Source organism: Dyella marensis (assembly GCF_049532885.1).
In the GTDB taxonomy this organism is placed as follows: Bacteria; Pseudomonadota; Gammaproteobacteria; order Xanthomonadales; family Rhodanobacteraceae; genus Dyella_D; species Dyella_D marensis.
Map to the genome: position 1 here is coordinate 4,919,962 of NZ_CP064029.1, position 26,899 is coordinate 4,946,860.

The 26,899-nt window shown below is 68.9% G+C and carries 24 protein-coding genes; 8 read left to right on the forward strand and 16 right to left on the reverse strand.

Annotated features, from left to right (window positions below; translation table 11 throughout):
* Window positions 1-9 precede the first annotated feature (9 nt).
* Together ISN75_RS21640 and ISN75_RS21645 are read right to left on the reverse strand one after the other, a co-directional pair.
* Window positions 10-864: a CoA ester lyase gene (locus ISN75_RS21640; RefSeq protein ID WP_343818227.1), complete on the reverse strand. Its 855-nt coding sequence runs from the start codon at window positions 862-864 to the stop codon at window positions 10-12.
* Window positions 865-1,179: 315 nt separating this feature from the next.
* On the reverse strand, window positions 1,180-6,939 hold the full coding sequence (locus ISN75_RS21645) for a putative Ig domain-containing protein (RefSeq protein ID WP_343818229.1): 5,760 nt from the start codon (window positions 6,937-6,939) through the stop codon (window positions 1,180-1,182).
* Window positions 6,940-7,344: 405 nt separating this feature from the next.
* On the opposite strand from ISN75_RS21645, the gene ISN75_RS21650 reads away from it, so the two are divergent.
* From ISN75_RS21650 to ISN75_RS21665, 4 genes are read left to right on the forward strand one after another with little or no spacing between them, the layout of a single operon-like run.
* Entirely contained in the window at window positions 7,345-7,845 is a 501-nt protein-coding gene (locus ISN75_RS21650) for a phage tail protein (RefSeq protein ID WP_167252996.1), read from the forward strand.
* A gap of 13 nt (window positions 7,846-7,858) precedes the next feature.
* Window positions 7,859-8,389 (forward strand): phage tail protein, encoded by a 531-nt coding sequence (locus ISN75_RS21655; RefSeq protein WP_167252995.1) that lies wholly within the window; start codon window positions 7,859-7,861, stop codon window positions 8,387-8,389.
* 31 nt (window positions 8,390-8,420) lie between these two features.
* A complete protein-coding gene (locus tag ISN75_RS21660) occupies window positions 8,421-8,960 on the forward strand; it encodes a phage tail protein (protein WP_167252994.1) in 540 nt (179 codons plus the stop codon).
* Window positions 8,957-9,520: a GNAT family N-acetyltransferase gene (locus tag ISN75_RS21665; RefSeq protein ID WP_167252993.1), complete on the forward strand. Its 564-nt coding sequence runs from the start codon at window positions 8,957-8,959 to the stop codon at window positions 9,518-9,520. Before ISN75_RS21660 ends, ISN75_RS21665 begins: the two co-directional genes overlap by 4 nt.
* On the opposite strand, the gene ISN75_RS21670 is transcribed toward ISN75_RS21665, so the two are convergent.
* The 4 genes from ISN75_RS21670 to ISN75_RS21685 form a co-directional block, all read right to left on the reverse strand.
* On the reverse strand, window positions 9,513-9,809 hold the full coding sequence (locus tag ISN75_RS21670) for a DUF6916 family protein (RefSeq protein WP_167252992.1): 297 nt from the start codon (window positions 9,807-9,809) through the stop codon (window positions 9,513-9,515). The two genes, ISN75_RS21665 and ISN75_RS21670, sit on opposite strands and share 8 nt — an antisense overlap.
* Before the next feature lie 82 nt (window positions 9,810-9,891).
* On the reverse strand, window positions 9,892-10,122 hold the full coding sequence (locus ISN75_RS21675; protein WP_167252991.1) for a hypothetical protein: 231 nt from the start codon (window positions 10,120-10,122) through the stop codon (window positions 9,892-9,894).
* 12 nt (window positions 10,123-10,134) lie between these two features.
* Window positions 10,135-10,749 carry a glutathione S-transferase family protein gene (locus tag ISN75_RS21680; protein WP_343818232.1) on the reverse strand — a complete coding sequence of 205 codons (615 nt, stop codon included), beginning with the start codon at window positions 10,747-10,749 and terminating at the stop codon, window positions 10,135-10,137.
* A gap of 3 nt (window positions 10,750-10,752) precedes the next feature.
* Window positions 10,753-11,706, reverse strand: coding sequence for a threonine ammonia-lyase (locus ISN75_RS21685; RefSeq protein ID WP_343818233.1), 954 nt, complete (start codon window positions 11,704-11,706; stop codon window positions 10,753-10,755).
* A gap of 119 nt (window positions 11,707-11,825) precedes the next feature.
* Here ISN75_RS21685 and ISN75_RS21690 point away from each other — a divergent pair, with 119 nt between their 5' ends.
* Window positions 11,826-12,296: an Lrp/AsnC family transcriptional regulator gene (locus tag ISN75_RS21690; protein ID WP_168649370.1), complete on the forward strand. Its 471-nt coding sequence runs from the start codon at window positions 11,826-11,828 to the stop codon at window positions 12,294-12,296.
* Window positions 12,297-12,299: 3 nt separating this feature from the next.
* Here the strand turns inward: ISN75_RS21690 and ISN75_RS21695 are convergent, their stop codons facing one another.
* The 9 genes from ISN75_RS21695 to ISN75_RS21735 all read right to left on the reverse strand — a co-directional run bounded on the left by ISN75_RS21695 (window position 12,300) and on the right by ISN75_RS21735 (window position 20,717).
* Window positions 12,300-12,974 carry a DUF1275 family protein gene (locus ISN75_RS21695; RefSeq protein ID WP_343818236.1) on the reverse strand — a complete coding sequence of 225 codons (675 nt, stop codon included), beginning with the start codon at window positions 12,972-12,974 and terminating at the stop codon, window positions 12,300-12,302.
* Window positions 12,975-12,993: 19 nt separating this feature from the next.
* Window positions 12,994-14,373, reverse strand: coding sequence for an alginate export family protein (locus tag ISN75_RS21700; RefSeq protein WP_343818238.1), 1,380 nt, complete (start codon window positions 14,371-14,373; stop codon window positions 12,994-12,996).
* A 2-nt stretch (window positions 14,374-14,375) separates the two neighbouring features.
* Complete coding sequence (locus ISN75_RS21705; RefSeq protein WP_343818240.1) at window positions 14,376-15,275, reverse strand: glyoxalase; 900 nt, start codon at window positions 15,273-15,275, stop codon at window positions 14,376-14,378.
* A 48-nt stretch (window positions 15,276-15,323) separates the two neighbouring features.
* Window positions 15,324-15,731 carry a DoxX family protein gene (locus ISN75_RS21710; protein WP_168649373.1) on the reverse strand — a complete coding sequence of 136 codons (408 nt, stop codon included), beginning with the start codon at window positions 15,729-15,731 and terminating at the stop codon, window positions 15,324-15,326.
* Entirely contained in the window at window positions 15,728-17,605 is a 1,878-nt protein-coding gene (locus ISN75_RS21715; protein ID WP_343818242.1) for an amidohydrolase, read from the reverse strand. Before ISN75_RS21715 ends, ISN75_RS21710 begins: the two co-directional genes overlap by 4 nt.
* Entirely contained in the window at window positions 17,602-17,880 is a 279-nt protein-coding gene (locus tag ISN75_RS21720) for a XapX domain-containing protein (RefSeq protein ID WP_167252982.1), read from the reverse strand. The genes ISN75_RS21715 and ISN75_RS21720 overlap by 4 nt, the downstream gene beginning before the upstream one ends.
* A gap of 217 nt (window positions 17,881-18,097) precedes the next feature.
* On the reverse strand, window positions 18,098-18,751 hold the full coding sequence (locus tag ISN75_RS21725; protein WP_343818244.1) for a hydrolase: 654 nt from the start codon (window positions 18,749-18,751) through the stop codon (window positions 18,098-18,100).
* A 192-nt stretch (window positions 18,752-18,943) separates the two neighbouring features.
* Window positions 18,944-19,918 (reverse strand): alpha/beta fold hydrolase, encoded by a 975-nt coding sequence (locus tag ISN75_RS21730; RefSeq protein ID WP_167252980.1) that lies wholly within the window; start codon window positions 19,916-19,918, stop codon window positions 18,944-18,946.
* Window positions 19,919-20,111: 193 nt separating this feature from the next.
* Entirely contained in the window at window positions 20,112-20,717 is a 606-nt protein-coding gene (locus ISN75_RS21735; RefSeq protein ID WP_343203570.1) for a response regulator transcription factor, read from the reverse strand.
* Between the two features lie 258 nt (window positions 20,718-20,975).
* On the opposite strand from ISN75_RS21735, the gene ISN75_RS21740 reads away from it, so the two are divergent.
* Window positions 20,976-23,996, forward strand: a complete 3,021-nt coding sequence (locus ISN75_RS21740; protein ID WP_343818246.1) for a sensor histidine kinase — start codon at window positions 20,976-20,978, stop codon at window positions 23,994-23,996.
* Between the two features lie 482 nt (window positions 23,997-24,478).
* Here ISN75_RS21740 and ISN75_RS21745 read toward each other — a convergent pair whose 3' ends face one another.
* The gene (locus ISN75_RS21745) at window positions 24,479-25,180 is read right to left on the reverse strand and encodes a pirin family protein (RefSeq protein ID WP_168649378.1); all 702 of its coding nucleotides are present in this window, start codon (window positions 25,178-25,180) and stop codon (window positions 24,479-24,481) included.
* Between the two features lie 172 nt (window positions 25,181-25,352).
* On the opposite strand from ISN75_RS21745, the gene ISN75_RS21750 reads away from it, so the two are divergent.
* Entirely contained in the window at window positions 25,353-26,270 is a 918-nt protein-coding gene (locus tag ISN75_RS21750; RefSeq protein ID WP_210427871.1) for a LysR substrate-binding domain-containing protein, read from the forward strand.
* 27 nt (window positions 26,271-26,297) lie between these two features.
* Window positions 26,298-26,828 (forward strand): helix-turn-helix transcriptional regulator, encoded by a 531-nt coding sequence (locus ISN75_RS21755; RefSeq protein WP_167252975.1) that lies wholly within the window; start codon window positions 26,298-26,300, stop codon window positions 26,826-26,828.
* Window positions 26,829-26,899 lie beyond the last annotated feature (71 nt).

Here is a 26,899-nt window from a genome sequence, read left to right on the forward strand (position 1 = left end):
GCGCCGCCGTCACGGCTTGCGCGCCGCGGCGAGCAAGGCCTGCGCCCGTTTCAGGAACGGCAGGTCGACCATCTTGCCATCGACCATGAAGGCGCCGCGACCCTGGTTGCCCGGCTCGCGCGCGGCTTCGACGATGCGGCGCGCGCTTTCGATCTCCGCTTCGGAGACGCCGAACGCTTCGTTGGCCAGCACCACCTGGCGCGGATGGATGCAGCTCTTGCCGAGATAGCCGAGCCGGCGTGCCAGCGCGGCTTCGGCACGGTAGCCGTCGCTGTTGGCGACGTCCGCGAAGGCGCCATCGAGTGCGAACACATCCGCCTGTGCGGCGGCCATGCGCATGGCGAAAAGCACGGACTGCACATTAGCCAGATCGCGCCGCTCGATGCCGTACGGCTCGAACATATCCGCCAGGCCCAGCTGCAGCCCCGCCACGCGCGGATGCGCGCCGGCAATCGACGCGGCCCGGGCCAGCGCACGCGGCGTCTCGATGTTCACCAATAGCCGCGTGCGGCGCTGCCAGCCGCGCGCCGCTTCCACCCGCGCGATCATGTCCACCGCCGCGCGCACTTCCTCGGCGGATTCGATCTTGGGCAGGTTGATCAGGGTGACGCCGTCGCCGACCACCGCTTCCACGTCGTCGCTGAAGTACGGCGTGGATGGCGCATTGGTGCGCACGATCATCAGCTTGGGCGATTGCCGCACTGCCTCGGTGGCAAGAAAGGCTGCGACGGCGCTGCGCGCGGCGCCCTTGAGGTCGGGCGTGACCGAATCCTCGAGGTCGAACGACAGCGCATCGGCCTCGCCGGCCAGCGCCTTGGCGAACAGCTCCGGCCGCCCCCCGGGGACGAACAGCTTGCTACGCATGGAGGATGGGCGGCGAAATCGGCATGCCCGTAGTGTGCGGCAGCGATCCCGCGCGATCGGTACAGCGCGGGCTTGTTCAGACGATAGGGATGCTATCGATTCGCCGCGGTGCGGCATGAGGAGGCTGGACTCGCATTCGCCCCCAAAGCGCCGTCATTCCGGCGCAGGCCGGAATCCAGTGACGACAACGTGGGATTGTCGCAAAAAGCGCCAGTCGGGCTCTTAGCGAAAATCGGGCGATATCGCTACTGGATTCCGGCCTGCGCCGGAATGACGAGCATGGCCGCGGGCGCACCGCACCCGCGGCCTTCCACATTACGGATCGAACTTCTTCTCGACCCCCAGCTGGATCGACTGGTTGTCCCGCGTGCTGTTGTCCAGCAGGTTCTGGTACTCCAGCCGCATCGACCAGCCCTTCAGCGTCTGCAGCATCACGCCCGCGCCCACCAGGGTGTGGTTGCGGTTGGTGTTGCCCAGCGCCGCCTGGTACAGCGGGCCGCCCAGCAGATCCGCGTAGCGCATCGCCGCGATGCTCGCGCCCTGGAAGTCGTGGCGGAATTCCGCCCGCAGCTGCGGCATCCACACGCCGTAGTCGCGCTTGACCACCCACTGCGCGCGCAGGCCCAGCACGCCGGTGCTGGTCTTCACCGTCTGGCGCTCGTACTGCAGCGCGTAGACGCTGTCGCCGTGCTCGGTGTAGCTGTCGAGCGTGGCGCGGGCGAAGTCGAAGCGGCCGTACGGCGAGATCAGCATGCCGTCCTCGGTGCGGTGCTCGTAGCCCACCGACAGCGAGGCGAAGTACTGCTTGCCGTCGCGGCTGCCGGTCACCGTGTTGCCGTTGTCGGTGACGTAGCGGCGCGAGTCGAACGACATCTTCTGGTAGCCGATCAGCGCGTCGACATACACCAGCGGCACCGGGCGGTAGCTGCCGTACACCGCCGCGCTGTAGGCGTCGACCGTGCTGCGGCTGTCGTGCTTGCCCACGTCGGAGGAGTCGTGGCCGTAGCCGACGCCCACGCCCGCCGCGAAGTTGTCGCCGAAGGCGCGGTCCGCACCCAGGCTCACGCCCGAGGTGGTGAAGTCGATGCCGTCGCTGCTGCTGCCCGGCAAGGTCTTGCCGAAGTTCACCGCACCGCCGGTCCACACCGACCACGTACCCGGCTGGCCCGCCGCGCCGGAGCGCTGGCCCTGGCCCGGCGTCGGCTCGTCCGGCTGCACCAGGAAGCGGCGGCCCCAATCTTCACGACCCCAGTCGTCGTCGCGGCCGTGCAGGCCCGCCATCGGGTCGCGGTTCTGCCGTGCGCTGGCCGAGCTGAAGCTGATGCCGTTGCTGAAGCCGCCGCCACCGGCGCCGGTGTGCAGGGTTTCCAGGCGGCGCTGGAAGTTGTCGATCTGGCCCACCGCCAGGCGGCGTGCGGAATCGGCCTGCGCCTGCAGGATGCCCAGCACTTCGGCGTCCTTCGACGGATCGCTGCGGCCGGTCACGGTGATGTTCACCGTCGCCGTGGCGGAAGTGGCGTAGGCATTGCTCAGCGTGTAGCTGACCTGCGCCTGGCCGCTGTAGCTGTTGGCCGCGGTGAATTCCAGCGTATAGCCCGAGGTGCCGCTGTTGTGGATGTGCGCGTTGCCCGCCGCGGCCGGCGACACCGAGATCAGCGTGGCGCCGGTGAACGGACCGCCGTGCGCCGCCGTGGTCAGGTCCACCTGCACCGTGCGGCCGGCCACCACGTTGGCGGTCAGCGCCGCCGGCAGCGGGATCGGATTCACGGTGACGGTGATGTGCGCCGGCGTGGAGGTGCCGAACGGGTTGGACAGCGTGTAGTCCATGCCCACCGCGCCCGAGGCGTCCTGCGGCGCCGTGTACACGATGTCGGTGCCGCTCACCGCCGCCGTGCCCTTGGCAGGCGGCGTGGTGATGGCCACGCCGGTGAACGGCGAGCCGGTGGCGCCGGCGGTGGCATGGATGGTGACCGACTGGCCGGCCAGCACGGTGCCGCTCTGCGCCGCCGCAACCGGCACGGCCAGCGGCGTCACGGTGACGGTCACCGTGGCGGGCGCCGAGGTGCCGCCGGGGCCGCTGGCCGTGTAGGTGAAGGTGTCGGTGCCGAAGAAGTTGGCCGCTGGCGTGTACACCGCATTGAGGCCGCTCACCGTCGCCGCGCCGTGCGCCGGAGCCTGCGCCACCGCGATGCTGGTGATCGGGCCGGTGTCGTTGGCGGTGACGTTGATGGTGACGGGCGCGTTCGCCGGCGTGCTGGCGGTGTCGTTCACCGCCACCGGCACGGGCTGGTTGATGCCCACCGTATAGGCCTGGCTGCCGGTGAAGCCGTTGGTGTCGGTGGCCGTCACGGTGAAGCTGTAGTTGCCCGCTGCGGTCGGCGTGCCGCTGATCGCGCCCGCGCTGCTCAGCGCGATGCCGGGCGGCAGCGCACCGGCCGTGAGGCTGTAGGTGAAGCTGCCGCTGCCGCCGCTGGCGCTCACCGTCTGGCTGTAGGCCACGCCCACCTGGCCGCCCGGCAAGGTGGTGCGGGTGAAGGTGATGGCCGGCGCGTTCACCGTCACCGTGTAGGCCTGGCTGCCGCTGAAGCCGAAGCCGTCGGTCGCCTTGACGGTGAAGCTGTAGGGGCCGGCGGTGGTCGGCGTGCCGCTGATGACGCCGGCGCTGCTCAGCGCGATGCCTGGCGGCAGCGCGCCGGAGAGCAGGCTGAAGGTGTAGCCGCCGTTGCCGCCGCTCGCGGTCAGCGGCTGGTTGTACGCGACGCTGCCGGTGAACGCCGCCAGCGTGGTCGGCGTGATGGCGATCGTCGGCGCATTCACCGTGACGGTATAGGCCTGGCTGCCGCTGAAGCCGAAGCCGTCGGTGGCCTTGACGGTGAAGTTGTAGGAGCCCGGCGTGGTCGGCGTACCCGACACGATGCCGGCGCTGCTCAGCGCAATGCCGGCCGGCAGCGCACCCGCCGTGAGGCTGAAGGTGTAGCCGCCGTTGCCGCCGCTGGCCGTGATCGTCTGGCTGTAGGCGACGCCGCCCGAACCCGCCGGCAGCGTGGCCGGGGTGAGCGTGATGGCCGGCGCGTTCACCGTGAAGGTGTAGGCCTGGCTGCCGGTGAAGCCGTGGCCATCGGTGGCGGTGACGGTGAAGTTGTAGGTGCCGGCCGTGGTCGGCGTGCCGGACAGCACGCCGCCGCTGGTCAGGCCGATACCCGGCGGCAGCGCGCCGGCCGAGAGGCTGTAGGTATAGGTGCCGTTGCCGCCGCTCGCGGTGATCGTCTGGTTGTAGGCGACACCGCCGGTGCCCGCCGGCAGCGTGGACGGCGCCAGGACGACCGTCGGCGCGGCCAGCACCAGCGCCACCGGCTGGGTCGCCGTGAACGGCGCGCCGGTGCCGGTGCTGCTGTCGGTCGCCCGCACGGTGAAGTTGAAGGTGCCGGCGACCGTCGGCGTGCCGGACAGCACGCCGCTCGACGAGAGCGACAGGCCCGCCGGCAAGGTGCCCACGCTGAGCGCGTAGGTGTACGTGGGCGTGCCGCCGCTGGCGGTGAAGGTGTGGCTGTAGGCCACTTCCGCCGTGCCGCTGGCCGGCGCGGCGGAGGTGAACACCACCGTGCCCGCGCCCACCGTGCCGCTATAGGCCTGGCTGCCGGTGAAGCCGCCGCTGTCGGTGGCGGTGATGGTGAAGCTGTAGGCGCCCGCCGCGGTCACCGTGCCGCTGAGCACGCCCGAGCTGCCGTCCAGGCTGAGGCCTGCCGGCAGCACGCCGGAGCTCACGCTGTAGGTGAACGTGGCCGGATGGCCTTCGGAGGCGGTGATCGCCTGGCTGTAGGCCACGCCCACCGACGGTGCCGGCAGGCTGCCCGGCGACAGCGTGATGGTCGGCGCGACGATGGCCAGCGTGTAGCTGCCCGACACGTGGAACGGTGCGCTGGTGCCGGTGGAGCTGTCGGTCGCCTGCACCGTGAAGTTGAAGTTGCCGGCCGCGGTCGGCGTGCCGGACAGCGTGCCGGTGGACGACAGCGTCACGCCCGGCGGCAGTGCGCCCGAAGTGATTGCATAGGTGTAGGGCGAGGTGCCGTTGGCGGCGGTGAAGCTGCCGCTCACCGCCACGCCGGCCGTGCCGTTGATGGTGGTGCCGGTGCTGGGCGTCAGCGTCAGCGTCGGCGCGTTCACCGTCAGGGTGTAGGCGCTGCTGCCGGTGTACGGACCGGTGCCGGTGCTGCTGTCGGTCGCCGTGATGGTCAGGTTGTAGGCGCCGGCACCGGTAGGCGTGCCGGTGATCGCACCGCTGCTGCTCAGGCTCAGGCCCGGCGGCAGCGAACCCGCGCTCACCGCGTAGGTGTACGCGCTGGTGCCGCCGGAGGCCGTGACGTTCTGCGAGTACGAGCCCGCCACCGTCGCGTTGGGCAGCGAAGCCGGCGCAAGGGTGATGCTCGGCGCGTTCACGGTAAGCGTCAGCGCACCGCTGGTGGCGCTGAACGGACCGGTGCCGGTGCTGCTGTCGGTGGCGGTCACGGTGAAGTTGAACGTACCGCCCGCGGTCGGCGTACCCGACAGTGTGCCGTTGCTGGCCAGCGTGATGCCCGCCGGCAAGCTGCCGGAAGCGATCGTATAGCTGTACGGCGCGGTGCCGCCGGTGGCGCCCGCCAGCGAGCGGCTGTAGGCGGTACCCACCGTGGCCGGCAGCGGATTGGTCGGCGCGTAGCTGATGGTGGGCGCGGCGATGGTCAGCGTCAGCGTGCCGCTGGTGGCGCTGAACGGGCCGGTGCCGGTGCTGCTGTCGGTGGCCTTCACCGTGAAGTTGAACGTGCCGTTCGCGGTGGGCGTGCCGGACAGCGTGCCGTTGCTGGCCAGCGTGATGCCGGCCGGCAACGCGCCGGAAGCAATGGTGTAGCTGTACGGCGTGGCGCCGCCGCTGGCGCCGGCGAGCGACTGGCTGTACGCGGTGCCGACGGTGCCGGCCGCGGGGCTGGACGGCGTGTAGGTGATGGTGGGGGGCGAGACGGTGATCGTCGCGGTGGCGGGTGCGGAGGTGCCGCTCGCGTTAGTTGCCGTGTACGTGAAGCTGTCGGGACCGGCGTAGCCGGGCGTCGGCGTATACGTGATCGACGTACCGCTCGCGGTGGCCGTGCCGTGTGCGGCTTGCGTGCCGACGGCAACGGAAGCCGGCGCGCCGCCGGTGATATTGAGAGTGATCGGGTTGTTGGTGCTGTTGTAGGCGACGGTGGCGCTGACCGGGTTGGCGACGGGGGGCGGCAGGGTCTGGACAGTGACATTAAAAATAGTGGCGGAGAAGAATCCGCCCGTGTCGGTCACTCTTACGGTAAAGCTCTTCGCACCCGCCGTCGTAGGCGTACCGCTGATTGTTCCGTTGCTCGCAAGCACCAGGCCGGTCGGCAGCGTAGTGGAGCCGTCGAGCGTGTAAGTGTAAGGCGCCGTGCCACCGGTCGCCGTAAGCGTGAAGCTGTAGGGTGTGTTGATGATCGGATTGCTTGGCGTATTCGTGATGTGCACGTTCGGCGCCGCGATCGTGACCGTATAACTTTGAATGCCGGTCACGCTGGCGCTGTCCGTCGCGGTGACGGTGAACGAATAGGTGTTGTCCGTCGTCGGCGTACCGGAAATCACGCCGGCGGAGCTCAGGTTCAAGCCAGGGGGCAGGGCGCCGCTAGTGACCGCGTAGGTGTAGGACCCGGTGCCGCCGGAAGCAACCAACGTCGTCGTGGTATAGGCGACAGCCACGGTGCCACCGGGCAGGCTGGTCGGCGTAATGCTGATCGGCGACGTGTGCGGCGCGATATTCAAGGTGACGGTGATGGCTGGGTTCGTGCCAAGGCCGTCATCGAACTTAAAGGAGTCGGTCGTAGCACCGTCAGCGTTGTTGGTATAGGTGATCTTGCGATTGCTGTAGTCAGTGGTCTGCGCTGTACCGTGACTGGCCGGAACCGTGACATCACCGATCACATTGAAGGAAGAGCCGCTGCAGCTTACGGGCACGTCGATGACGATGGTGCCGCCTGAGGGCACCGGTGACCCGACGCTCGCATTGGGCGGCGTGAAGTCCGGGCAGCTTGCGTAGGACATGCCGGGCAAGGCCAGCATGACGCACAGCAATAAAAATGCAGTCCAGCGGCCGAATAAATGACGGCCGAGCCCATGGCGCATCGCATCGCGATGCTTCGACTCCGTATGCCACATGACTTGTCCCCTGCTTGCCCGTCTTCCCAACGGGCGGGCACCTGGCGGCGCCAATGTGAAAGCTGCCGTGGCTCGTGAACGAGCAGCCGCGGTACCGGACCCCCTCCGCCGGACAGCTGTCAGCCTTGCCTGGCGGTCCTGCACCTTCCCCTAAGTGCCTACCCTCCTTGGGCAAGCAACGCAATATTGTGACCTTGCGCACGAAGTGCTTGTCAAGATGCCGGCCGCGCGCGAAAGTTAAGCGATCCGGCCAGGGGCTCTTTTCGCCGGCACAACCAAGGGGGAAAACTCATGTCACAACCCTTTCTCGGGCAGGTCATGCCCGTGGCGTTCAATTTCGCGCCCAAGGGATTCGCTTTCTGCAATGGACAGCTGCTGCCGATCGCGCAGAACCAGGCATTGTTCTCGCTGCTAGGTACGTATTACGGCGGCAACGGCACCACGAATTTCCAGCTGCCCGATCTGCGCAGCCGCACGCCGGTAGGCTCCAACAGTGGTGCGGACATCGGCCAGATCGGCGGCGTCGAGAACGTCACGCTGCTGACCGCCAATCTGCCGTCGCATAACCATGGCTTCAATGCCAATACGGCTGCCGCCACCGCAGTCGATCCCAGCAAGGGGCTCTTTGGCAATACCGGTTCCGAGCAGATTTACGGCGCCAACACCGGTACGCAGATCGCGCTCAATGTGCTCGACAACGCGGGCCAGACGCTCCCGCACTCCAATCTGCAGCCATACCTGGTGCTGAATTTCTGCATCGCGCTCAATGGCATCTATCCCTCGCGCAGCTGACCGGAGCCCCGCCATGTCTCAACCATATGTTGGCGAAGTCCGCCTGTTTCCCTACAACTTCGCGCCGAACGGCTGGTTCGATTGCGATGGCAGCCTGCTTCCCATCTCTGAGTACGAAGTGCTGTACACCTTGCTCGGCACCACTTATGGCGGTGACGGCGTGACCACGTTCGGCCTGCCCAACCTCTGCGGGCGCGTGCCGATTCATCAAGGCACCGGACTTGGCATGGGTACGTACGTGCTGGGCCAGCTGGCCGGTACCGAGTCGGTCACGCTGCTGCCCAACCAGATGCCGGCACATACCCATGCTTACTATGCCGTGAGTTCGGCCGGCGGTGCCGCCGCGCCAGCCGCTACGTTGCAGCTTGGCGCGGTCAGCGGTGATGTGCTTTATACGACCAGCACCGCAAGCATCCCCAGTGTTCCCATGGCAACTTCCGCCGTCGGCTCCATGGGCAACAGCCAGCCGCACGAGAACACCATGCCGTCGCTGGTCGCGCGCTTCTGCATCGCCTGGGCCGGCGTCTTCCCCTCCCAGGGTTGATGCTCATCGATAGATTACAAGGACCAACATCATGAGCGATCCCTTCATTGGCGAGATCCAGATCTACGCGTTCAATTTCGCCCCCTACAACTGGGCCATGTGCCAAGGGCAATTGATGCCGATCCAGCAGAACACGGCATTGTTCTCGCTGCTGGGCGTTACATTCGGCGGCAATGGCACCTCCAACTACCAATTGCCGAACTACGTTGGCAACGCCGCGTGCGGCCAGGGTGCCGGTCCCGGACTGACGCCGCGCGTCATGGGCGAAACGTTCGGCTCGGATAGCGTCACGCTGCTGACCAATGAGATGCCGGCGCACAACCACAACGCTCGCATCTATAACCAGACCGACGCCACCAAGCGCACCGGTACACCCGTAACCGGCGCGGCCATCATCCCGCTGCAGAAGCCGGGCATGAAGACATTCACCGCAGACCCATCTTTCAACACCACCTTCCCGCCAGCGACAATCGGTGTCGCGGGCGGCAGCACGGCACACGAAAACCAGCAGCCCTACCTCACGCTGAATTTCTGCATCTGCCTGTCGGGTGTCTTCCCGCAGCGTCCGTGAGCACGGCCCATGCACTGACCTTTCCCCCGTTGCGGGCAGCCTGGCTGCCCGCAACGGGGAAAGACCTCCCGCCCGGCCTTAGCTGGCGCGAAGCGCAAAACACGGACCTGCCCTTCTTCCGCAAGCTCTACGCCGACGTGCGCGCCGACGAACTCGCGCTCACCCCCTGGCCCGACGCGGTGCGCCAGGCCTTTCTCGACAGCCAGTTCACCCTGCAGCACCAGCACTACACCGCGCACTACCAGCCGTCGGATTACCTGGTGATCGAAGACACCGGCACGCCGATTGGCCGCCTGTACCTGCACCACGACGGGCGGGAGGCCAATGTCATCGACATCGCCCTGCTCTCGGCCACGCGTGGCCGCGGCTTCGGTTCGTCATTGCTGAAGCTAGTGCAGCAGACCGCGCATCGCGACGGCCTGGCCAGCGTGATGCTGCACGTCGAACACCGCAATACCGGCGCGCGCCGGCTCTACGAACGCATGGGTTTCGCCGTGGAGGAAGACATCGGCAGCCACCTGCGCATGCGCTGGATGGCCGCCGCGGTGGCGCTCAGTTGAACAGCGCCTGGTAGATGAAACCGGTCTGGTCGCGCGCGACCGGCACCAGGAAGATGCCGAACTCGCCGATGCTGGCGTGCTTCATCTGGTAGATCTTCTGCGGGAACACGATCGCCGCCTCGTGGCGGAACAGCAGCGAGAACGGCGAGCGCACCATGCCCTGGTACTGCTGCACCGGCAGCGGCCTGGCCTCCACCAAGGCAAACGGTGCGTTGCCGTCGTGATCCAGGGCGACCGTGAAGGTCTCGCCCACATGTCCCGCGAAATGTTCCAGAGCAAAGAATTGCATCGCGCCGCCCCCTTACGCCGCCGATGGAATGGGCGCCGAGTGTCGCACAGAAGCGGCGGCGAATCGCGTGTCGGCAGCGCCGTTACTGCATGTGCACGAGCCCGCTGCCGATGCCCTGGCACAGGCGCAGCGAAAGCTTGCGACCGCGATCGAGCAGGCGGCGCATGGCCTCGCCGCTGCCTGCGGGTGCGGCGTCCGGATGTTCGGCGGCCTCCTCCGTTACCAGGCGCTGCGCCAGTTGCGGATCGGCGACGTAGCCATGCAGGAACAGCAGCGCGGTCCATAGCGAAGGCTTGGATGATGCCGGGTCCATGGAAGTCTCCGCTCAGTCGTGTGTCGCACCGCTCAAGGCGGTGGCTTGCATGGAAGGGCGCGACGAGAACCGCTCGTACCACGCGGCGAGGCGCGGGCGGCCGGCGCGGAAATCGTAGACCTCGCGGAATTCGATCCAGCTCAGCGCGGTGGCGAGCGCGATCGTGCCGAGGTCGACGGCGCCCTCATCGATCTCACGTTCCAGGTAATCGCAAGTCGCCGCGATCTTCCCGCGATACGCATCGACCAGCACCGGCCAGCGCAGCGCCTCCGGCCTGCGCTCGATATCCCAGCGTGCCGCAATACCCGCATCGGCGATACCTTGCGCCAGAGCCTGCATGCGCAGCACGCCATAGCGCCCGGCAATGTGCATGGGAATCAGCTTCGGCCCACCGTGCAGACCATCGAGGTATTCGCAGATCACGCCGGAGTCGAGCAGAACCTCACCATCGTCAAGCAGCAGCACGGGCACCTTGCCCAGCGGATTGACCGCATACACCGCTTCGTTGCGCCGCGTGGGGCTGGTTTCGTGATGGATCACGTCGAGCTGGCCTGCCAACCCGGTTTCGTGCGCGGCGACGAGCACCTTGCGGGCATAAGGCGAGTGAGTCTGATAGAGGAGTTTCATGGGTCAGTCCGCGAGCAGCTTTTCGCGCAGCGAGGGATGGATGTTCCTGCCGCACAGCACGGTGGCGGCAAGGCGGCCGGCGTAGCGCGCCGGTTCGGCGAGGATGGCCGCCACGCCGGCGGCGCCGGCCGGTTCGACGACCAGATGCAGGTGGCGATGGAGCAGGCGCATCGCACTCATCAGCTGCGCTTCGTCCACGGCCACGATGCGGTCGCAGCAGCGCCGCAGCTGCGGCAGGCGCGAGGCGATCGGCACGCGTACCGCGATGCCGTCGGCGATGGTGTGGGCGCGCGCGGTTTCGATGGCGCGCTCCGCTTCCAGCGACAGTTTCATCGATGGCGCACCGGCGGCGACCACCGCCACGATCTCGGCGGACGGCAAGCGTGCGCGCAGCACCGAGCCGATGCCTTCGAGCAGCGCGCCATTGCCCAGCGGCACCAGCACCACCTCCGGTGCGGCGTCGGCGAGCAACTCCGTGGCGATGGTGCCGGCGCCCTGTGCGATCGCCGGTTCCGCGCCGTCTTCGACAAAGCGCAAGCCTTGCTCTTGCGCGTAGTGGCGCGCCGCTGCTTTCGCGGCATCGAAGTCCGCACCGGCTAGTCGCACATCCGCACCCAGTGCACGCATCGCATCGAGCTTCGCGGGGTTGGCGGTTGCCGCGGCGAACACCGTGCAGGCGTGGCCTCGCCGCGTCGCCGCGCGCGCCAGCCCTTGCCCGAAGTTGCCGGCCGAGGCGGACACGATGGCTTCGCCGGGATGCAGGGCGGTAGCGGCGAACCATTCGGTGCCGCGCCCCTTGAACGAGCCGATCGGATTGCCGGTTTCGTCCTTGGCGATCAGGCGGCAGCCCAGCGCGGCGTCGAGTGCGGAGCTGCGGCGTACTGGCGTGCGCAGGAATACGGGATCGATCGATGACGGGGCGGCGACGATGCCGTCCAGATCCAGCGGGGTGTTCATGCGGTGCGCTCGCTACGGTGGCGAAGGCCGACCATGCTAGGGTGGCGCCGCGCGGCGGGGCCGCGTCCGCCCCAGAACCGGCGGGTTTTCTCCCCGATCTTCCGAGAGACCACGCGGCCATGCCCACCGCCCTGGATAAATTCGACCGCCGCATCCTGTCCATCCTGCAGCTCGATGCGCGGCGCTCCGCCGAACTGATCGGCGCGGAGATCGGCCTGTCCGCCTCCGCCGTGCAGCGGCGCATCGCGCGGCTGCGCGAGGAAGGCGTGATCCTGGCCGAGGTGGCCATCGTCGATCCGAAACGCGCGGGGCGTCCGCTCACCCTGATCGTGGACGTGGAAGTGGAGCGCGAGCGCCCCGAACTGCTGGCCAGCCTGAAGCAATGGATCGCGGCCGAACCGGCGGTGCAGGAAGCCTGGTACGTCACCGGCGAAGGCGACTACGTGCTGGTGGTCAGCGCGCGCGACGTGGAGGACTACGACGCGCTGATGCAGAAGCTGGTGGCGGATAACGCCAACGTGCGGCGCTTCCAGACGCGCGTGGCGCTGGGCACGCTCAAGCGCGGCGTGCTGGTGCCGATCGAGGAATAAGGCCTAGGCGTCGCCGGCCGTATCGCCATGGCACAGCGCCGCCAGCACCAGCACCGGCGGCAGCGCGAAACACCACATGCCGGCATAGCGATACAGCAGCGCCGCCGCCGCGCAGCCGGCCGCAAAGGTAAGCACCGCACCGCCCATGCTCGCCATGCGCGTGCGCGCCGCGGCGCGCTGCTCCTGCGGCACGCCGTGCAGCAGGTCGGCCACGTCCAGCATCAGCTGCGTGGTGGTGCCGGTCATCATGGTGGTGGGCGGCGCCTTGCCCAGGTGCACGCGCTGCACCGCGTTCTGCACCGCCATGCCGGCCACCAGCACCAGGCCGGCGAACATCGCCGCCGGCGCATCGCCCTGCTCGAAACGGCCGTGCCAGATCGCCACGCCGCCGCCCAGCACCAGCAGCACCAACTGGATCGCCAGCAAAGTGCGGAACACCGGCCGGCCCGCAGCCACCAGCCGATAGCGCAGCAGCCGCGCGAGAATCACCGCCACGCAGAATGTCGGCAGCGCCAGCAGCTTGGTGACGATGCCCGTCGCGCCCATCACCAGCGCCGCACCGATGGTGACGAAGTTGCCGGTGACGTGCGCGGTGAACAGGCCATGCATGGCCAGGAAGCCGGCGGTGTCGGTATAGCCGGCGGCGAAGCTCAGCAAGGTGGGGACGGTAAGTTTCATGGGATTCCCGGATATTGGCCTACCAGGTGAACTTGAGCTCGGCGCCAAGATAATCGCTGTCCCGGCCGCCCGCGCGGCGAAGCGCATCGCTGACCTCGAAGCGCACCAGCTCCAGCGCCGTCGCCACGTGCCGGTTGACGGCGTAATCGGCGCGCAGCTGGCCGTAAGTGCCCGTGCGCCGGCCGCCACGGCCGGCGGTATTAGGCACCGCCACGTTCGGCTGCGTGTACACCGCATCGCCGGTGGTCTGGCGCCATTGCAGGCCGATAGCGGCGGTGAGCGCCAGGCCGGTCATGGGCTTTACGGTGAGCGACGGTTTCAGGTGGATGAAGTTGGCATAGCCGGTATACCCGGCCAAGGTGACGTAATAGCCATTGGGAAACAGCGGATTGAAGGTGCCCAGCGTACCGTCGCCGCGATGCCGGTCGCCGGAGGCGGCATCCAGCTGCAGGCCGAAGCGCGGCATCCACGGCAGCGCGGCGAAGGTATAGCCGCCGCGCGTGCCGACGGCCCAGGCGCGGATATCTTTGCCGCCCACCGAACCGCGCTGCGCCATCGCTTCCAGATCCCAGTCCAGGCCGTTGGCGTTGCCGGCGTAGCGCGTGTCGAACACCTGGCGCGATTCGCGCCCGGCCGCATCGATAAAGCGCGCGTTGTCGCGCCGGTACAGCGCCGCATAGGCGGACAGCTCGTGCTTGCCGTCGATCAGCCGCTCCACGCGCAGCAGGTGAAAGCGCACGTGCCGGTTGGACGTATCGTCGAAATGGCGGTCGTCCTTGTACTGCACCGGCTGGCTGAGCAGGCCGATCAAGCGCCAGCGCCCCGTTTCCCAATCCGCCCACACCGCATCGAAGGCCTGCCGCACGTTCGGTCCGTCGCGCAGCGAGACGAAGCGCTGCAGGTCGAAGGCGAACTCCTGCCGGCCGGCGCGCGCCTTGAACGTGCCCGTGCTTAAGGCATGCACGTAGGCGATAAAGGCCAGGCGCAGATCGAGCGGGTTGCGGTCGGTGGGCGTGGGGTTGCGCTTGCCGTAGGCGCGCGCGTCTTCCAGTTGCACGAAGGCCTGCCAGTGGCTGCCGAGGCGCAGGTCGGCATGGACCTGCGCACGCTGGATCACATAGCCGTCGGCCCGCGCACCGCCGGCACCGAAACCGGCCGCGTCATTGCGCTCGAAACGCTCGCGCAGGTTGGCGCCCAGCGAGAGATAGCTGGCCGGGTCGCCGCCATCCAGCGCGATGTACTTCAGCGCATCGCCCGGCTCGGTACGCAGCGCCGGATCGGCCAGCGGCGACCAGTCTTCCTGCCAGCGGTTGGAGGCGAAGGCCGGCCGCGCGGCCTCCTGCGCGGCGGCCGCGCCGGCGCCTGCGAGCAGCGCAATCGCCAGCAGCCGCCGCGGCATGCTCAACCGCCCTTGGCCGCAGCGTGGATCTCGGCGATATAGCCGCCGGGGAACGACACCATCGCGATGCGGCGCCCATCGGCTTCGTACGGCTCGACCAGCACCTTGGCGCCGCTCGCCGTGGCCTTGGCCAGCGTCGCGGCAAGATCGGCCACTTCGTAGCCGCTCATCTCGCGGCCGTAAGGCCAGGGCAGCAGACCATCGGTGACCTGCACGGACATCTTGCCGAAGTCCGATTCGATGCGGATGCGGCGGAAACGATCGCTGGCGCGGCCGATCTCCACGCCCGGCGCCTGCTTGTCGTCGGACACCACCTTGCCGTGCGAGAACGCCAGGAAGGCGTGGACGAAAGCATCAGCGCGATCCGGCGACACGTACACGCGATTCTCCGGCACGGTGCCGAACGCTTTGTAGTTCGGCGCGGTGGTGTGCCAGTACAGCTGCATGTTCACGCCGCCGGGCCACTGGATCACGGCGTCGCGGCCGATCGGATCGGGAAACGGCGCCACCAGCACGTCGGCGCCGGCGGCGCGCGCGGCGCGGATCGCCACGTCCATGTCCTTCACCAGATAACCCGTGCGCTCGGCGCCGAACGGATACGGGATCGGCGTGCGGAAGCCGAACAGCGACACCGTGCCGGCCGGCGTCTGCAGCAGCTGCGAGCTGGTCTGGCTGGGCGTGGGCGTCACCTGCACCACTACCTGTTTGGTGCTCTGCCCGCCGAAGGTGGCGGTGAAGCTCTGCACGAAGCGGTCGACGTCGGCCGGATCGACATAGACATGAGTGGTGTCGTACTGCGGGGCCACCGCCACGTGCGGCAACGCTGATTCGCGCGCACCCGCCGACGCGGCCAGAAGGCTCAGTGACAGGGCGAAGATTGATAGGACAGAAGCCTTGCGCATGGGAGAACTCCTTGGATCTTGATGATGCGACGGGTCTTGATGATGCGATCAACGTGCGGCGCGGCGTCCGCGCCAGTCGTGCCAGGCCACCAGCAGGAAGCCGCCGGCGAGACCTAAGTGTTCGAAGAACGTATTGGCCGCCGGCAGGCGCTGCGCGAGCGGCAGTTCCCAGAAACGTACGGCGAGAAAAGTGGCGCCCAGGGTGAACACCGCCAGCGCCAGTGCACCGGCCCAGCGCAGCACCCCGCTGAGGATGGCCAGCGAGGCGCCCAGTTCCAGTGCGATCACCAGCACCGCGAATACGGCCGGCGGCGCCAGGCCGAAGTGCGCCATCTCGGCGATGGCGCCGGGGAAATCCAGCGCCTTGTCGATGCCGCCTTGCAGATAGGCGGCGCACAGCAGCAACAGCGCGATCCAGTGCGCCGCTTTCCAGGCGGTCGAGGGCGCCGCGTTCATAGCGCCCAGCACGCGCAACCCAGCGCGCCCCAGAAGGATTTCAGGTCGGCGATCGGCAGGCGGCTGGACCAGGCGGTGGCGTGGTCGTGGCCGTGGATGCCGCAGGCATGCGAGCAAGCGCAGGCCACGGGCGCCGCTGCGCGCGCCGGCTGCTTTGCCGCCCATGCACCGTAGCCACCGTAGCGATTCACCGGCGACCAATCCGGCATCGCCGCCGGAATCGGCGCTTCGTCCAGATCGGCGAAGCGGCCCGCGCCGTACACGATCTTGCCGCCCACCATGGTCAGTTCCGAGACGATGTCGGCGATCTCGCTTTCCGCGCAGGCGAAGAAATCGCGGTCCGGCACGATCAGGTCGGCCAGCTGCCCGGCGGCGATATGCCCCTTCTTGCCTTCCTCGTTGGAGAACCAGGTGACGTATTCGGTCCACATGCGCAGCGCCGTCTCGCGGTCCAGGCAGTTGCGCTGCGGATACAGGCGCAGGCCGCCGACGGTGCGGCCGGTGATCAGCCAGGCCAGCGACACCCACGGGTTGTACGACGCCACGCGGGTGGCATCGGTGCCGGCGGAAACCCGCGCGCCTTTCTCCAGCATGCGCGCCACCGGTGGCGTGGCCTCGGCCGCGCCGGGGCCGTAGCGCTCGACGAAGTATTCGCCCTGGTACGCCATGCGGTGCTGCACGGCGATACCGCCGCCCAGCGCCGCGATGCGGTCGATCGACTGGTCGGAAATGGTTTCGGCGTGATCGAAGAACCAGTTCAGGCCTTGCAGCGGAATGTCCTGGTTCACCCGCTCGAACACGTCCAGCGCGCGGCTGATGGTCTCGTCGTAGGTGGCGTGCATGCGCCATGGCCAGCGGTTCTCGGCCAGGATGCGCACCACCCCTTCCAGGTCGCCTTCCATTTCCGGCGGCAGGTCCGGGCGCGGCTGGCGGAAGTCCTCGAAATCCGCGGCGGAGAACACCAGCATTTCGCCGGCGCCGTTGTGGCGGAAGTAATCGTCGCCCTGCTTGTACTTGGAGGTCTTCGTCCAGTTCAGGAAGTCTTCTTTCTCCGCCTTGGGCTTCTGCGTGAACAGGTTGTAGGCCAGGCGGATGGTGAGCTGGCCGTCGTCCGCCAGCTGCTGGATCACCGCGTAGTCGTCGGGATAGTTCTGCGCACCGCCGCCGGCATCGATGGCGCCGGTGACGCCCAGGCGGTTCAGCTCGCGCATGAAATGGCGGGTGGAATTGAGCTGGTAGTCGAACGGCAGCCTGGGACCCTTGCCGAGCGTGGCATAGAGAATCGCGGCATTGGGCTTGGCCAGCAGCAGGCCGGTGGGGTTGCCGTCGCGGTCGCGCACGATCTGGCCGCCCGGCGGCTCCGGCGTGTCGCGGGTGTAGCCCACGGCGCGCAGCGCGGCGGCGTTGAGCAGGGCACGGTCGTACAGATGCAGCAGGAACACAGGTGTGTCGGGCGCCACCGCGTTGAGTTCGTCGATGGTGGGCAGGCGCTTCTCGGCGAACTGGTGTTCGGTGAAGCCGCCGACCACACGCACCCACTGCGGCGGCGGCGTGATGGCGACTTGCGCTTTCAGCATCGCCATCGCATCGGCCAGCGAACGCACGCCGTCCCAGCGCAGTTCCAGGTTGTAGTTCAGGCCGCCGCGGATGATGTGCAGATGGTTGTCGATCAGCCCGGGCAGCACGCGGCGGCCATGCAGGTCGATCACGCGGGTGGCGGGGCCGGCCAGCGCCATCACCTCGGCGTCGCCGCCGACCGCGACGAAGCGGCCGTCGGCGATCGCCACCGCGCTGGCGGTGGCGCGCGCGCGGTCCAGCGTGGTGATCAGGCCGTGGTGCAGGATCAGGTCGGGAGGGCTGGCCGGCGCGTTCATGCTTTGCGCTCCGCGGCGGTGGTATCGCGCCTGGTATGCGGGCCCTGCGGCAGCTGGCCGAACACGTGCGGACTCACCTGGCCGCGCAGCCAGGTGGTCTGCGCGCTGTCGCGATGCAGGAGCTGCTTGACCAGGGGCGGAATCTGCTCGCCCACCAGGATGCCGAGCAGGCCGACCAGGGCGATCACCGGCGGCGCCGGCGAGCGCACCTTGAGCAGGGCGTAGACGACGCCCACCAGCAGGCCGGCGGCGAGGGAAAGGATGTAGGGCTTCATCGGTGCTTCCTCGGTGTGAGGGTTTATTGCCCCTCTCCCTCCGGGAGAGGGGTTGGGGTGAGGGTGCGGGCGGAGCGCGAGAGTGATGTGCACCGCTCCGCCCGTACCCTCATCCGGCTGCCGCCACCTTCCTCGCTCCTCAGAGCCGCGCACATCCATGTGCGCTCCCCGCGTGCCCCCGGAGGGGGAAGGGTTCCAACTTGATGACCGAGGAGGCTCAGCCCTCGTGCGCGCCGAACATGGTCTTGGCGTAAGTCACGCCCAGGCCATACGCGCCGCCGTTGCTCCTGGCGATGCCGGTGGTGCTTTCGTAGGTCTCGCCGCGCGCCCAGTCGCGCTGCAGCTCCAGCAGGTATTGCAGCGAAGTCATCGGGCGGGCGCCGGCCTGCACCATGCGGTCCATCGCGCGGTCATGCGCTTCGGCCGACACGTCGCCGCAGGCATCGGCGATCACGTACACCTCGAAGCCCTGGTCGAGCGCGGACAGCGCGGGGCCGACGATGCACACGGACGTCCACAGCCCGGCCAGCACGATGCGGCCCTTGCCGATCTCGTTGACCCGGGCGATCACCGCGGCGTCTTCCCAGGTGTTCATCGAGGTGCGGTCGAGCAGGGCCTGTCCCGGGAAGGGTTCGGTGACTTCGCTGAACATCGGGCCGGAAAAGCTCTTCTCCGCCACCGTGGTGAGGATGGCCGGCACCTTGAAGCTGGCCGCCGCCTTGGCCACCAGGCCGGCGTTGTTGCGCAGATTCACCGCATCGATGGAATGGGTGGCGAAGGACATCTGCGACTGGAAGTCGATCATGATCAAGGTGTGATCCGCGGGCGTCAGCAGCAGCTTGCCGGGGGTGGGCGTGGCGGTGATGGACATCGAAGGATTCCTTGCGGCGAAATGAAAAAATGTCGTTTCAGATGCGAATAAATCGATGATCGGCGATCAGCGGTTTATTCCGTGCATCAACAGTATCTGCGCTCTCTTTCGGCGCAAAAAGCGGAAAGCTTGCCGCCCTAGCATCGATAAATTCGAATGCCGCGCGGCAAGCCGTCCGCCGGCCACGCGGCATCAGCTCTTGATAAAGGCCAGCAGGTCGCTGTTGAGCTGGTCCTGGTGCGTGACGGCCAGGCCGTGCGGCGCACCCGGGTAGACCTTGAGCGTGGCGTGCTTCACCAGCTTGGCGGTGAGCCGCGCGGAGCCGTCGATGGGCACGATCTGGTCGTCGTCGCCGTGGATGACCAGGGTAGGCACGTCGATCTTCTTCAGGTCCTCGGTGTAGTCGACTTCCGAGAACTCCTTGATGCAGTCGTACTGGCCCTTGATGCCGCCCATCATGCCCTGCAGCCAGAACGCTTCGCGCGCACCCTCGGAGACCTTCGCGCCGGCGCGGTTGTAGCCGAAGAACGGCAGGGTCAGGTCCTTGTAGAACTGCGAGCGGTCGTCGAACACGCCCTTGCGGATGCCGTCGAACACTTCCAGCGGCAGGCCATTGGGATGGCTGGCGGTCTTGAGCATGATCGGCGGCACCGCGCCGATCAGCACCATCCTGGCGATCCGCCTGGTGCCGTGGCGGCCGACGTAGTGGGCGATTTCGCCGCCGCCGGTGGAGTGGCCGACCAGCACGACGTCGTGCAGATCGAGCTTCTCGATCAGCTCCGCCAGGTCGTCGGCGTAGCGGTCCATGTGGTTGCCGTCCCAGGTCTGCGCCGAGCGGCCATGGCTGCGGCGGTCGTGCGCGATCACGCGGTAGCCGTGCTGGCCCAGGAACAGCATCTGCCCGTCCCAGGCATCGGCGCTGAGCGGCCAGCCGTGCGAGAACAGCACCGGCTGCCCGTTGCCCCAGTCCTTGTAGAAGATCTCGGTGCCGTCGCTGGTGACGAAGCGCGAGCCCGGCGTCTTGCCGGCGCGGGTGGCGGCAGCGCCCTTGGAGGCTTCCGCGGCCGCGGCAAGCGCGGGCATGGCCATTACGGCGGTGGAGGCGAGGGCGGCGTGGCCGAGCAAGGCGCGGCGGCCATGGCTGATGTCGGTCTTTGGCTGAGACATGTCGAGGTTTCCTTGGGCGTGACGGAGGGCCGGGCGCGCGGCATGGATGCCGCCGCGCCGGCTGCGCAATGTCGCGCGCCGCCGCGCCGCGGCACAGCCCGGTTTGGGCATGCCGCGGCTACCCGATCGGGCATGGCGCAAAGAGGGGACAACGGCGAAAATGCGCGGTTTTTTGCCTGGGAAACGCGTGCGATCAGGAATCGAGAAAACCGCGCCGCAGGGCGATCGTCACCGCATGCGTGCGATCGGCGGCGCCGAGCTTGGCGGTGATGTTCTTCAGCCGTGCCTTCACCGTGTCCTCGGAGACGCACAGCAGTTCGGCGATCCGCCGGTTGCCGTGGCCGGTGGCAACCAGGCGCAGCACGGCCAGCTCCTTGGCGGTGAGCATGTCGGCGTCGACGTGCGAGGCCACTTCGCGGGCGATCTCGCCCACCACCACGCGCCGGCCGAGCGCGGCGCCGCGGATCGCCTGCAGGATGTCGTCGCGGGTGGAGGATTTCAGCAGATAGGCCATCGCGCCCAGCATCAGCGCCTGCTTCACGCGCGCATCGCCCGGATAGGTGGTGAGGATGACGATGCGCGCATCGGGAAACTCGCCGCGGATCGCGGCGATCGCCTGCAGTCCGTCCATGCGCGGCATCTGCAGATCGAGCACGGCGACGTCCGGCCGCTGCGCGCGGAAACACTCGATGCTTTCCACGCCATCGCCGGCCTCGCCGGCGACCTGCATGTCCGGCGCGCTTTCGATCGCGGCACGCAGGCCGTCGCGCATGACCGGATGGTCGTCGGCGATCAAGATCCTGAGCGTCCTGTTGTGGCTGTTCACGCTGCCCGGCCTCCGAGCCCGTCCTGCGCATCATCGCGGCGTGGCCGCTGCGCACTATCGGCGCGCGCCATGGCCCTGGCAATGCCCGATCGGGTGAATGAGGCCAAGGTCGAAAGGCAGGCCACGGCCGCGCTCGCTAGACTGCCGCCCACTCATGCATGCAGACCTCGCTGGCGCCCCGGATGGTGCCGGCGTACAGGGCGGCATGCGTCCGCCGGGGGAACGACAGGCATGAAACGACGCGGGCGCCGCGCGCCCTGGCTGCTGCTCTGGTGCGCCGCGCTGCTGTGCCCGGCCCTGCGCGGACAGGATGCCGGCCACTGGAACGGGGAGCAGTTCCGCCAGACGGTATGGAGCGTGGAACACGGCGCACCGGCGGATATCTGGGCGCTCGCGCAGGATCGCGACGGCTTCCTCTGGCTCGGCACCGGCTCGGGCCTGTACCGCTTCGACGGCGTCGCCTTCGAGCGCTTCGAGCCGCGCCAGGGCGAGAACCTGCGCACCAACGACATCACCGCGCTGTCGATGCAAGCCGACGGCACGCTGTGGATCGGCCTGTTCCACGGCGGGGCCAGCGCCCTGCGCGACGGCCGCCTGACCAGCTATTCGGCACGCGACGGCTTTCCCACCAGCATGGTGACCTCCTTCGCGCGCACCGCCGACGGCGCGCTGTGGGCGGCCAGCCGCGGCGGGCTGGCGCGCTTCGACGGCACGCGCTGGGAGATCGCCGGCGCGGACTGGAACTATCCGGCCGCCCGTGCCGAATGGGTGATGACCGATCGCGACGGCACCTTGTGGGTCACCACCGGCGATGAGCTGCTGTCGCTGCGCCGTGGCGGGCATCGCTTCGAAGCGACCGGCATCCGCGTGGCGCGCGATACCACGCTGAGCCAGGCGCCGGACGGACGGATCTGGCTTTCCAGCGGACCGCGCGGCACCAGCGCCCTGCCCGCGGCGCCGGCCGCGCAGCCATCGGAAGGCTTGCGCGAGGACCCGGCGCTGGTGCATTCCAAACGGCTGCTGTTCGACCGCCGCGGCTACCTGTGGGGCACCGAGGCGATGCGCGGCGGCGTCTACCGCATCGATGCGCCGGCGCGCCTGGCCGATGGCCGCGCCTTGCGCGCATCGGCGTTCGACGCCTTGCACGACCGCGGCGGCGGCCTGCCGTCGAATGTCGCGGTGCCGCTGCTGGAAGACCGCGAAGGCACCGTGTGGGTGGGCACCAACCTGGGCCTGGCCAGCTACCACGCCAACAATGTGCGCGTGCCGCCGGGCAGCAAGGTCGGCCCCGGCATCAACACCGCGCTCGCCGCCGACGCGCAGGGCACGCTCTGGCTGGCCAACGGCGGAGTGCTGCAGCGGCTCGACGCGGACGGCGCGCAGGTGGTCGCCGACGGCCTGCCGGACATCAACGCGATGCTGGCCGCGGACGGCACGCTGTGGCTGATGGGCGGCTCCTGGCTGGGCCGGCTGGAACACGGCCGCGTGGAGCACATCGAGGTGCCGGTAAGCGAGCCGCGCTGGAGCCTGGAAGCGCTGGCCGGCGACGGCCGCGGCGGCCTGTGGGCGAGCTTCATGGACCATGGCGTGTTCCATCTGCGCGATGGCCGCTGGACGGCGCTCGAAGGCAGCATCGGCCGCGGCCGCACCGCGCCCACCGCGCTGCTCGCCGACGCCGCGGGCCGGCTGTGGGCCGGCTATCCCGATGGCCGCGTGCTGTGCGTCGACGGCGAGCAACAGCGCACCTATGCCGGCGCCGAGGGGCCCCGCGTCGGCGCCATCGCCACCTTCGCCCGGCGGGGCGACGAGCTGCTGGTCGGCGGCGACCGCGGCGTGGCGCGCTGGCGCGATGGACGTTTCGAGCCGCTCGCGGCGGACCCGGCGATGCTGGCCGGGGTGTCCGGCATCGCGCTTACCGCGCAGGGCGAGGCATGGATCAACGGCAGCCGCGGCGTGCTGCGCGTGAGCGCGCGCGACCTGGCGCGCGGCTTCGGCGGCCAGGCCGCCGCATACGAGCTGTTCGACTATCACGACGGCCTGCCCGGCATCGCCCTGCAGGCCACGCCGGTATCGACCGCCGCGATCGATGCGCGCGGACGGGTGTGGTTCAACACCAACCAGGGCGCCGCATGGATCGACCCGGCGCAGGTGCGGCGCAACCCCGCGGCGCCGGCCACCTTCGTGCAGACCCTGATCGCCGGCGACCGGCGTTACGCCGCCGCCGGCGAACCGCGGCTGCCGCAGCGGACCAGCGCGGTGCGCGTGCAGTACACCGCCACCAGCCTGGCCATGCCCGATCGCGTGCGCTTCCGCTACCGCCTCGACGGCGTGGACGAAGACTGGCAGGAGGCGGGCACGCGGCGGGAAGCCTCGTATGCCAACCTGGGCCCCGGGCACTACCGCTTCCGCGTGATCGCCGCCAACGAGGACGGCGTGTGGAACGAGCAGGGCGCCAGCCTGGCCTTCTCGATCGAACCGCAGTTCTTCCAGACCGGCTGGTTCCGCGCGCTGTGCCTGGCCGCCGGCGCGCTGCTGGCCGCCGGCCTTTACCTGTGGCGGCTGCGCCTGATGGCCGAGCGCATCCATCTGCGCCTGGAAGAGCGCACGCGCGAGCGCGAACGCATCGCGCGCGAGCTGCACGACACGTTGCTGCAGGGCGTGCAAGGCTTGCTGCTGCGCCTGCAGGCGCTGGCCGCCGGGCTTAGCGAAGGCGGGCGCACGCGCGAGGCGCTGGACGCGGCGATCCGCCGCGCCCGCGACGTGCTGATGGAGGGGCGCGACCGCATCGTCGCGCTGCGCGGGGAAAGCGAGGAAGGCGAGCGGCTGGCGCACACGCTGCGCGCGGTGGGCGAGGAGTACCGCGACGGCGGCAGCATCGCCTTCCAGGTAAGTACCGAAGGCGCGGAACGCGCCTTGTGCCCCGCGGCCGCCGACGAAGTGATCGACATCGCCCGCGAGGCGATCCGCAACGCCTTCCGGCATGCGCATGCCGGCTGCATCGACGTGCGCGTGGCGTACCTGCCGCAGGGCTTGCGCATCCGCGTGCGCGACGACGGCATCGGCATCCCGCTCGACATCCTCCGGCACGGCGGCAGGCCGGGCCACTGGGGCCTGGTAGGCATGCGCGAGCGCGCCGGGCGGCTGGGCGCGACGCTGGCGATCCGGCGCGGCAAGGCTCGCGGGACGGACGTGGTGCTGCATGTGCCGGGGCAGGTGGTGTTCGAAGCGGGGGCGCACGGGCGCAGGGCGTGAAGTGCGGCTTCTGGCGTGTGGCTTGATCGCCGTTCCTGCATCAACGCTCCGCCCGCCCCCTCACCCCGGCCCTCTCCCCGGAGGGGAGAGGGGGATGTCGATTAACGCGAAAACCGAGCAAAGAGCTCGCGGCGCAGCCGCGGCGTTCCGCTGGTGCGCTTCTGCTCTTGATCTACCGGGTCCCCTTGGCGCCGGCGGTGAGGGCTGGACGAAAAGGCCCCCGCAGGGGGGCGGGGACACGATGTCCCCGCCTTTTTGATCAGGGCATGGATGCCCTGTCAAAAAGCCCGGCCAGCCCTCACGGACCCTCAGCAGCTTTGCTGCTGAGGGCGCCAAGCAGGGTGCCCTCTCTTTTTGGTTACTTTTTCTCTGGGCACGCAGAGAAAAAGTAACTCGCCCCGCGGCAGCGGGGCGAAACCCTCGCCAAAGGCGAGACAACCAACCGCAACGCAACAATCTCCCCCGCGGGAAAAGGAGAGCACTCAGACCGGCAGATCAAACAGCAGCAGCTCAGCATCGCCATTACCTTCGAGCTCGATCAACGCAACGTCCCTGAGCTGCAACGCATCGCCCGCATTCAGCACAATACCGTTGACGGTAACGCTGCCGCGCGCCACATGGACATAGCCCAGCCGCCCCGGCGCAAGCGCATGGGCAAGCTTGTCGCCGTCCGCCAGGATCGAGGCGTACAGATACGCGTCCTGATTCATGCGCAGCGAACCATCGCGGCCATCCGGCGAAACGACCAGACGCAACTGGCCGCGCTTGGAAGCCTCATCGAAATGCTTTTCCTCGTAGCTGGGCTCAACGCCCTGGCGCTCCGGCATGATCCAGATCTGCAGGAAGTGCACCGGCTCCCTGGCGTCATGATTGAACTCGCTGTGGCGCACGCCGGTGCCCGCGCTCATGCGCTGCACGTCGCCGTAGCGCAGCACCGAGCCCGTGCCCAGGCTGTCCTTGTGCTCCAGCGCGCCGCCGAGCACGTAGGAAATGATCTCCATGTTCTGGTGGCCGTGCGTGCCGAAGCCCTGGCCGCCGGTGACGCGGTCCTCGTTGATCACACGCAGCGGGCCGAAGCCCATATGGCGCGGGTCGTAGTACTCGGCGAAGGAAAAGGTGTGGCGGGACGACAGCCAGCCGTGCTCGGCGCGGCCGCGTTCCTGGCTCTTGCGGACTTCCAACATGGGATGCCTCCATAGTGATGTGCGATGGATTCGATGGCTTGCCGGCCCGGGCCACCCAGCCCAAAGAAGCCTTGTTTTGCTTGCCATCGCGTCCTGATGGAGAGAGTATGGGCGCCCTCGCCGGCGGGGAAAAGCGAGTGGATTGCCGGCCTATCATCGAGAATTTCGAATGCTGCGCCTGAGCCTCGACGCCCTGCAGATCCTGGACGCCATCGACCGCCGCGGCTCCTTCGCCGCGGCCGGCAAGGAGCTGCACAAGGTGCCCTCCACCATCTCCTACACGGTGGCCAAGCTGGAGGAGGAACTGGGCGTGCAGCTGTTCGAGCGCGCCGGCCCGCGCGCCGACCTGACCCAGGCCGGCAGCGTGCTGCTGAAGGAGGGCCGCCACCTGCTGCGCGCAGCGCAGGACCTGGAGGCGCGCGTGCGCCGGGTGGCCTCGGGCTGGGAAACCGAGTTCGCCATCGAGATCGACTCGATGTTCGCCCCCATCGCGCTGCGCGAGGACATCGAGGCGTTCTGCGCCGTGGCCGACCGCACGCGGCTGCGGGTGGGGCAGGAAGCGCTCTCCGGCACCTGGGAGGCGCTGCTGGAGCGCCGCGCCGACCTGCTGATCGGCGCCGCCGGCGAAGGCCCCTCCGGCGGCGGCTACGTGGCCGAGCCGATGGGCTCGCTGCCGTTCGTGTTCGCGGTGGCGCCGGATCACCCGCTGGCCGCGCTCGACCGCCCGCTGGGCCGGCTGGACCTGCAGCAGTACCGCGCCATCGCCGTGGCCGACAGCGCGCGCAAGCTGGTCTCGCGCACCGTGGGCCTGGCCTTCGGACAGGAGGCGATGACCGTGCCGGATATCCGCAGCAAGCTGGATTTCCAGCGCGCGGGCCTGGGCTTCGGCTTCCTGCCGGAACCCTACGCGCGCCCCGCGATCCAGGCCGGCGAGCTGGTGGTCAAGCAGGTGGAAGAGCCCAAGCCGGCCGAGACCTTCTACCTGGCCTGGCGCACCGGCGAGGAGGGCGCCGCGCTGCGCTGGTGGATCGAGCGCGCGCGCCGGCCCGGCACGCTGGAGCGCCTGCTCGCGCTATCGTTCTGCCACTGACCGGATGACCGGATGACGGAGGCCGCCATGGCACCCTTCGGACGCGCGCTGCGGCGCCTGCGCCAGCTGCGCGGCATGAAACAGAGCCACCTCGCCGAACTGCTCGGCGTCACCCAATCGACCGTGTCGCGCTGGGAGCGCGGCGACCTCGACCTGTCCGCCGCACAGCGGCTCGCCGTGCAGCGTTTGCTGGAAGCGCGGCCCGACCCCGCGCAGGACGCCGCGCTGAAACGGCTGGTGGAGCACTCGGCGCAGAAGGTCCATCTGGTCTGCGACCGCACGCACCGCCTGCTGGCGGTGTCGCCCGCGCGCTTCGCCGACTGGCGCCGGCCGGCCGCCGAGCTGCTCGGCACCTGCATGCTGGTCTATGCCACGCCGGAAATCCTCGCCGCCGAAGCCACGCTGGATGCGCGCGGCTGGTACGAGGACCGCCAGGGCTCGCTGCGCATCGCCACCGGCACCAATGCGGAGCTGCCCATCCGCCCCGGCACCGCGCTGTGGGAACGCATCGCGCTGGCGGACGGCAGCATGGGGCGGCTGGTCACCACGCTGGCCTGAGCGCCGCGCATATTTAATGCGTGGCGGGCACGCCGCGCCGCTCGCTACGCTCCGGTTCCCAGCAGCACGGG

What these genes read in the sequence shown, in the direction of transcription:
- ISN75_RS21740 (WP_343818246.1), top strand. Translation starts at nt 20,976, where the DNA reads ATGAAACGACGCGGGCGCCGCGCGCCCTGGCTGCTGCTCTGGTGCGCC.
- ISN75_RS21685 (WP_343818233.1), bottom strand. Translation starts at nt 11,706, where the DNA reads ATGAACACCCCGCTGGATCTGGACGGCATCGTCGCCGCCCCGTCATCG.
- ISN75_RS21745 (WP_168649378.1), bottom strand. Translation starts at nt 25,180, where the DNA reads ATGTTGGAAGTCCGCAAGAGCCAGGAACGCGGCCGCGCCGAGCACGGC.
- ISN75_RS21700 (WP_343818238.1), bottom strand. Translation starts at nt 14,373, where the DNA reads ATGCCGCGGCGGCTGCTGGCGATTGCGCTGCTCGCAGGCGCCGGCGCG.
- ISN75_RS21675 (WP_167252991.1), bottom strand. Translation starts at nt 10,122, where the DNA reads ATGGACCCGGCATCATCCAAGCCTTCGCTATGGACCGCGCTGCTGTTC.
- ISN75_RS21730 (WP_167252980.1), bottom strand. Translation starts at nt 19,918, where the DNA reads ATGTCTCAGCCAAAGACCGACATCAGCCATGGCCGCCGCGCCTTGCTC.
- ISN75_RS21645 (WP_343818229.1), bottom strand. Translation starts at nt 6,939, where the DNA reads ATGTCCTACGCAAGCTGCCCGGACTTCACGCCGCCCAATGCGAGCGTC.
- ISN75_RS21690 (WP_168649370.1), top strand. Translation starts at nt 11,826, where the DNA reads ATGCCCACCGCCCTGGATAAATTCGACCGCCGCATCCTGTCCATCCTG.
- ISN75_RS21680 (WP_343818232.1), bottom strand. Translation starts at nt 10,749, where the DNA reads ATGAAACTCCTCTATCAGACTCACTCGCCTTATGCCCGCAAGGTGCTC.
- ISN75_RS21650 (WP_167252996.1), top strand. Translation starts at nt 7,345, where the DNA reads ATGTCACAACCCTTTCTCGGGCAGGTCATGCCCGTGGCGTTCAATTTC.
- ISN75_RS21710 (WP_168649373.1), bottom strand. Translation starts at nt 15,731, where the DNA reads ATGAACGCGGCGCCCTCGACCGCCTGGAAAGCGGCGCACTGGATCGCG.
- ISN75_RS21705 (WP_343818240.1), bottom strand. Translation starts at nt 15,275, where the DNA reads ATGCGCAAGGCTTCTGTCCTATCAATCTTCGCCCTGTCACTGAGCCTT.
- ISN75_RS21695 (WP_343818236.1), bottom strand. Translation starts at nt 12,974, where the DNA reads ATGAAACTTACCGTCCCCACCTTGCTGAGCTTCGCCGCCGGCTATACC.
- ISN75_RS21725 (WP_343818244.1), bottom strand. Translation starts at nt 18,751, where the DNA reads ATGTCCATCACCGCCACGCCCACCCCCGGCAAGCTGCTGCTGACGCCC.
- ISN75_RS21715 (WP_343818242.1), bottom strand. Translation starts at nt 17,605, where the DNA reads ATGAACGCGCCGGCCAGCCCTCCCGACCTGATCCTGCACCACGGCCTG.
- ISN75_RS21660 (WP_167252994.1), top strand. Translation starts at nt 8,421, where the DNA reads ATGAGCGATCCCTTCATTGGCGAGATCCAGATCTACGCGTTCAATTTC.
- ISN75_RS21670 (WP_167252992.1), bottom strand. Translation starts at nt 9,809, where the DNA reads ATGCAATTCTTTGCTCTGGAACATTTCGCGGGACATGTGGGCGAGACC.
- ISN75_RS21755 (WP_167252975.1), top strand. Translation starts at nt 26,298, where the DNA reads ATGGCACCCTTCGGACGCGCGCTGCGGCGCCTGCGCCAGCTGCGCGGC.
- ISN75_RS21640 (WP_343818227.1), bottom strand. Translation starts at nt 864, where the DNA reads ATGCGTAGCAAGCTGTTCGTCCCCGGGGGGCGGCCGGAGCTGTTCGCC.
- ISN75_RS21720 (WP_167252982.1), bottom strand. Translation starts at nt 17,880, where the DNA reads ATGAAGCCCTACATCCTTTCCCTCGCCGCCGGCCTGCTGGTGGGCGTC.
- ISN75_RS21655 (WP_167252995.1), top strand. Translation starts at nt 7,859, where the DNA reads ATGTCTCAACCATATGTTGGCGAAGTCCGCCTGTTTCCCTACAACTTC.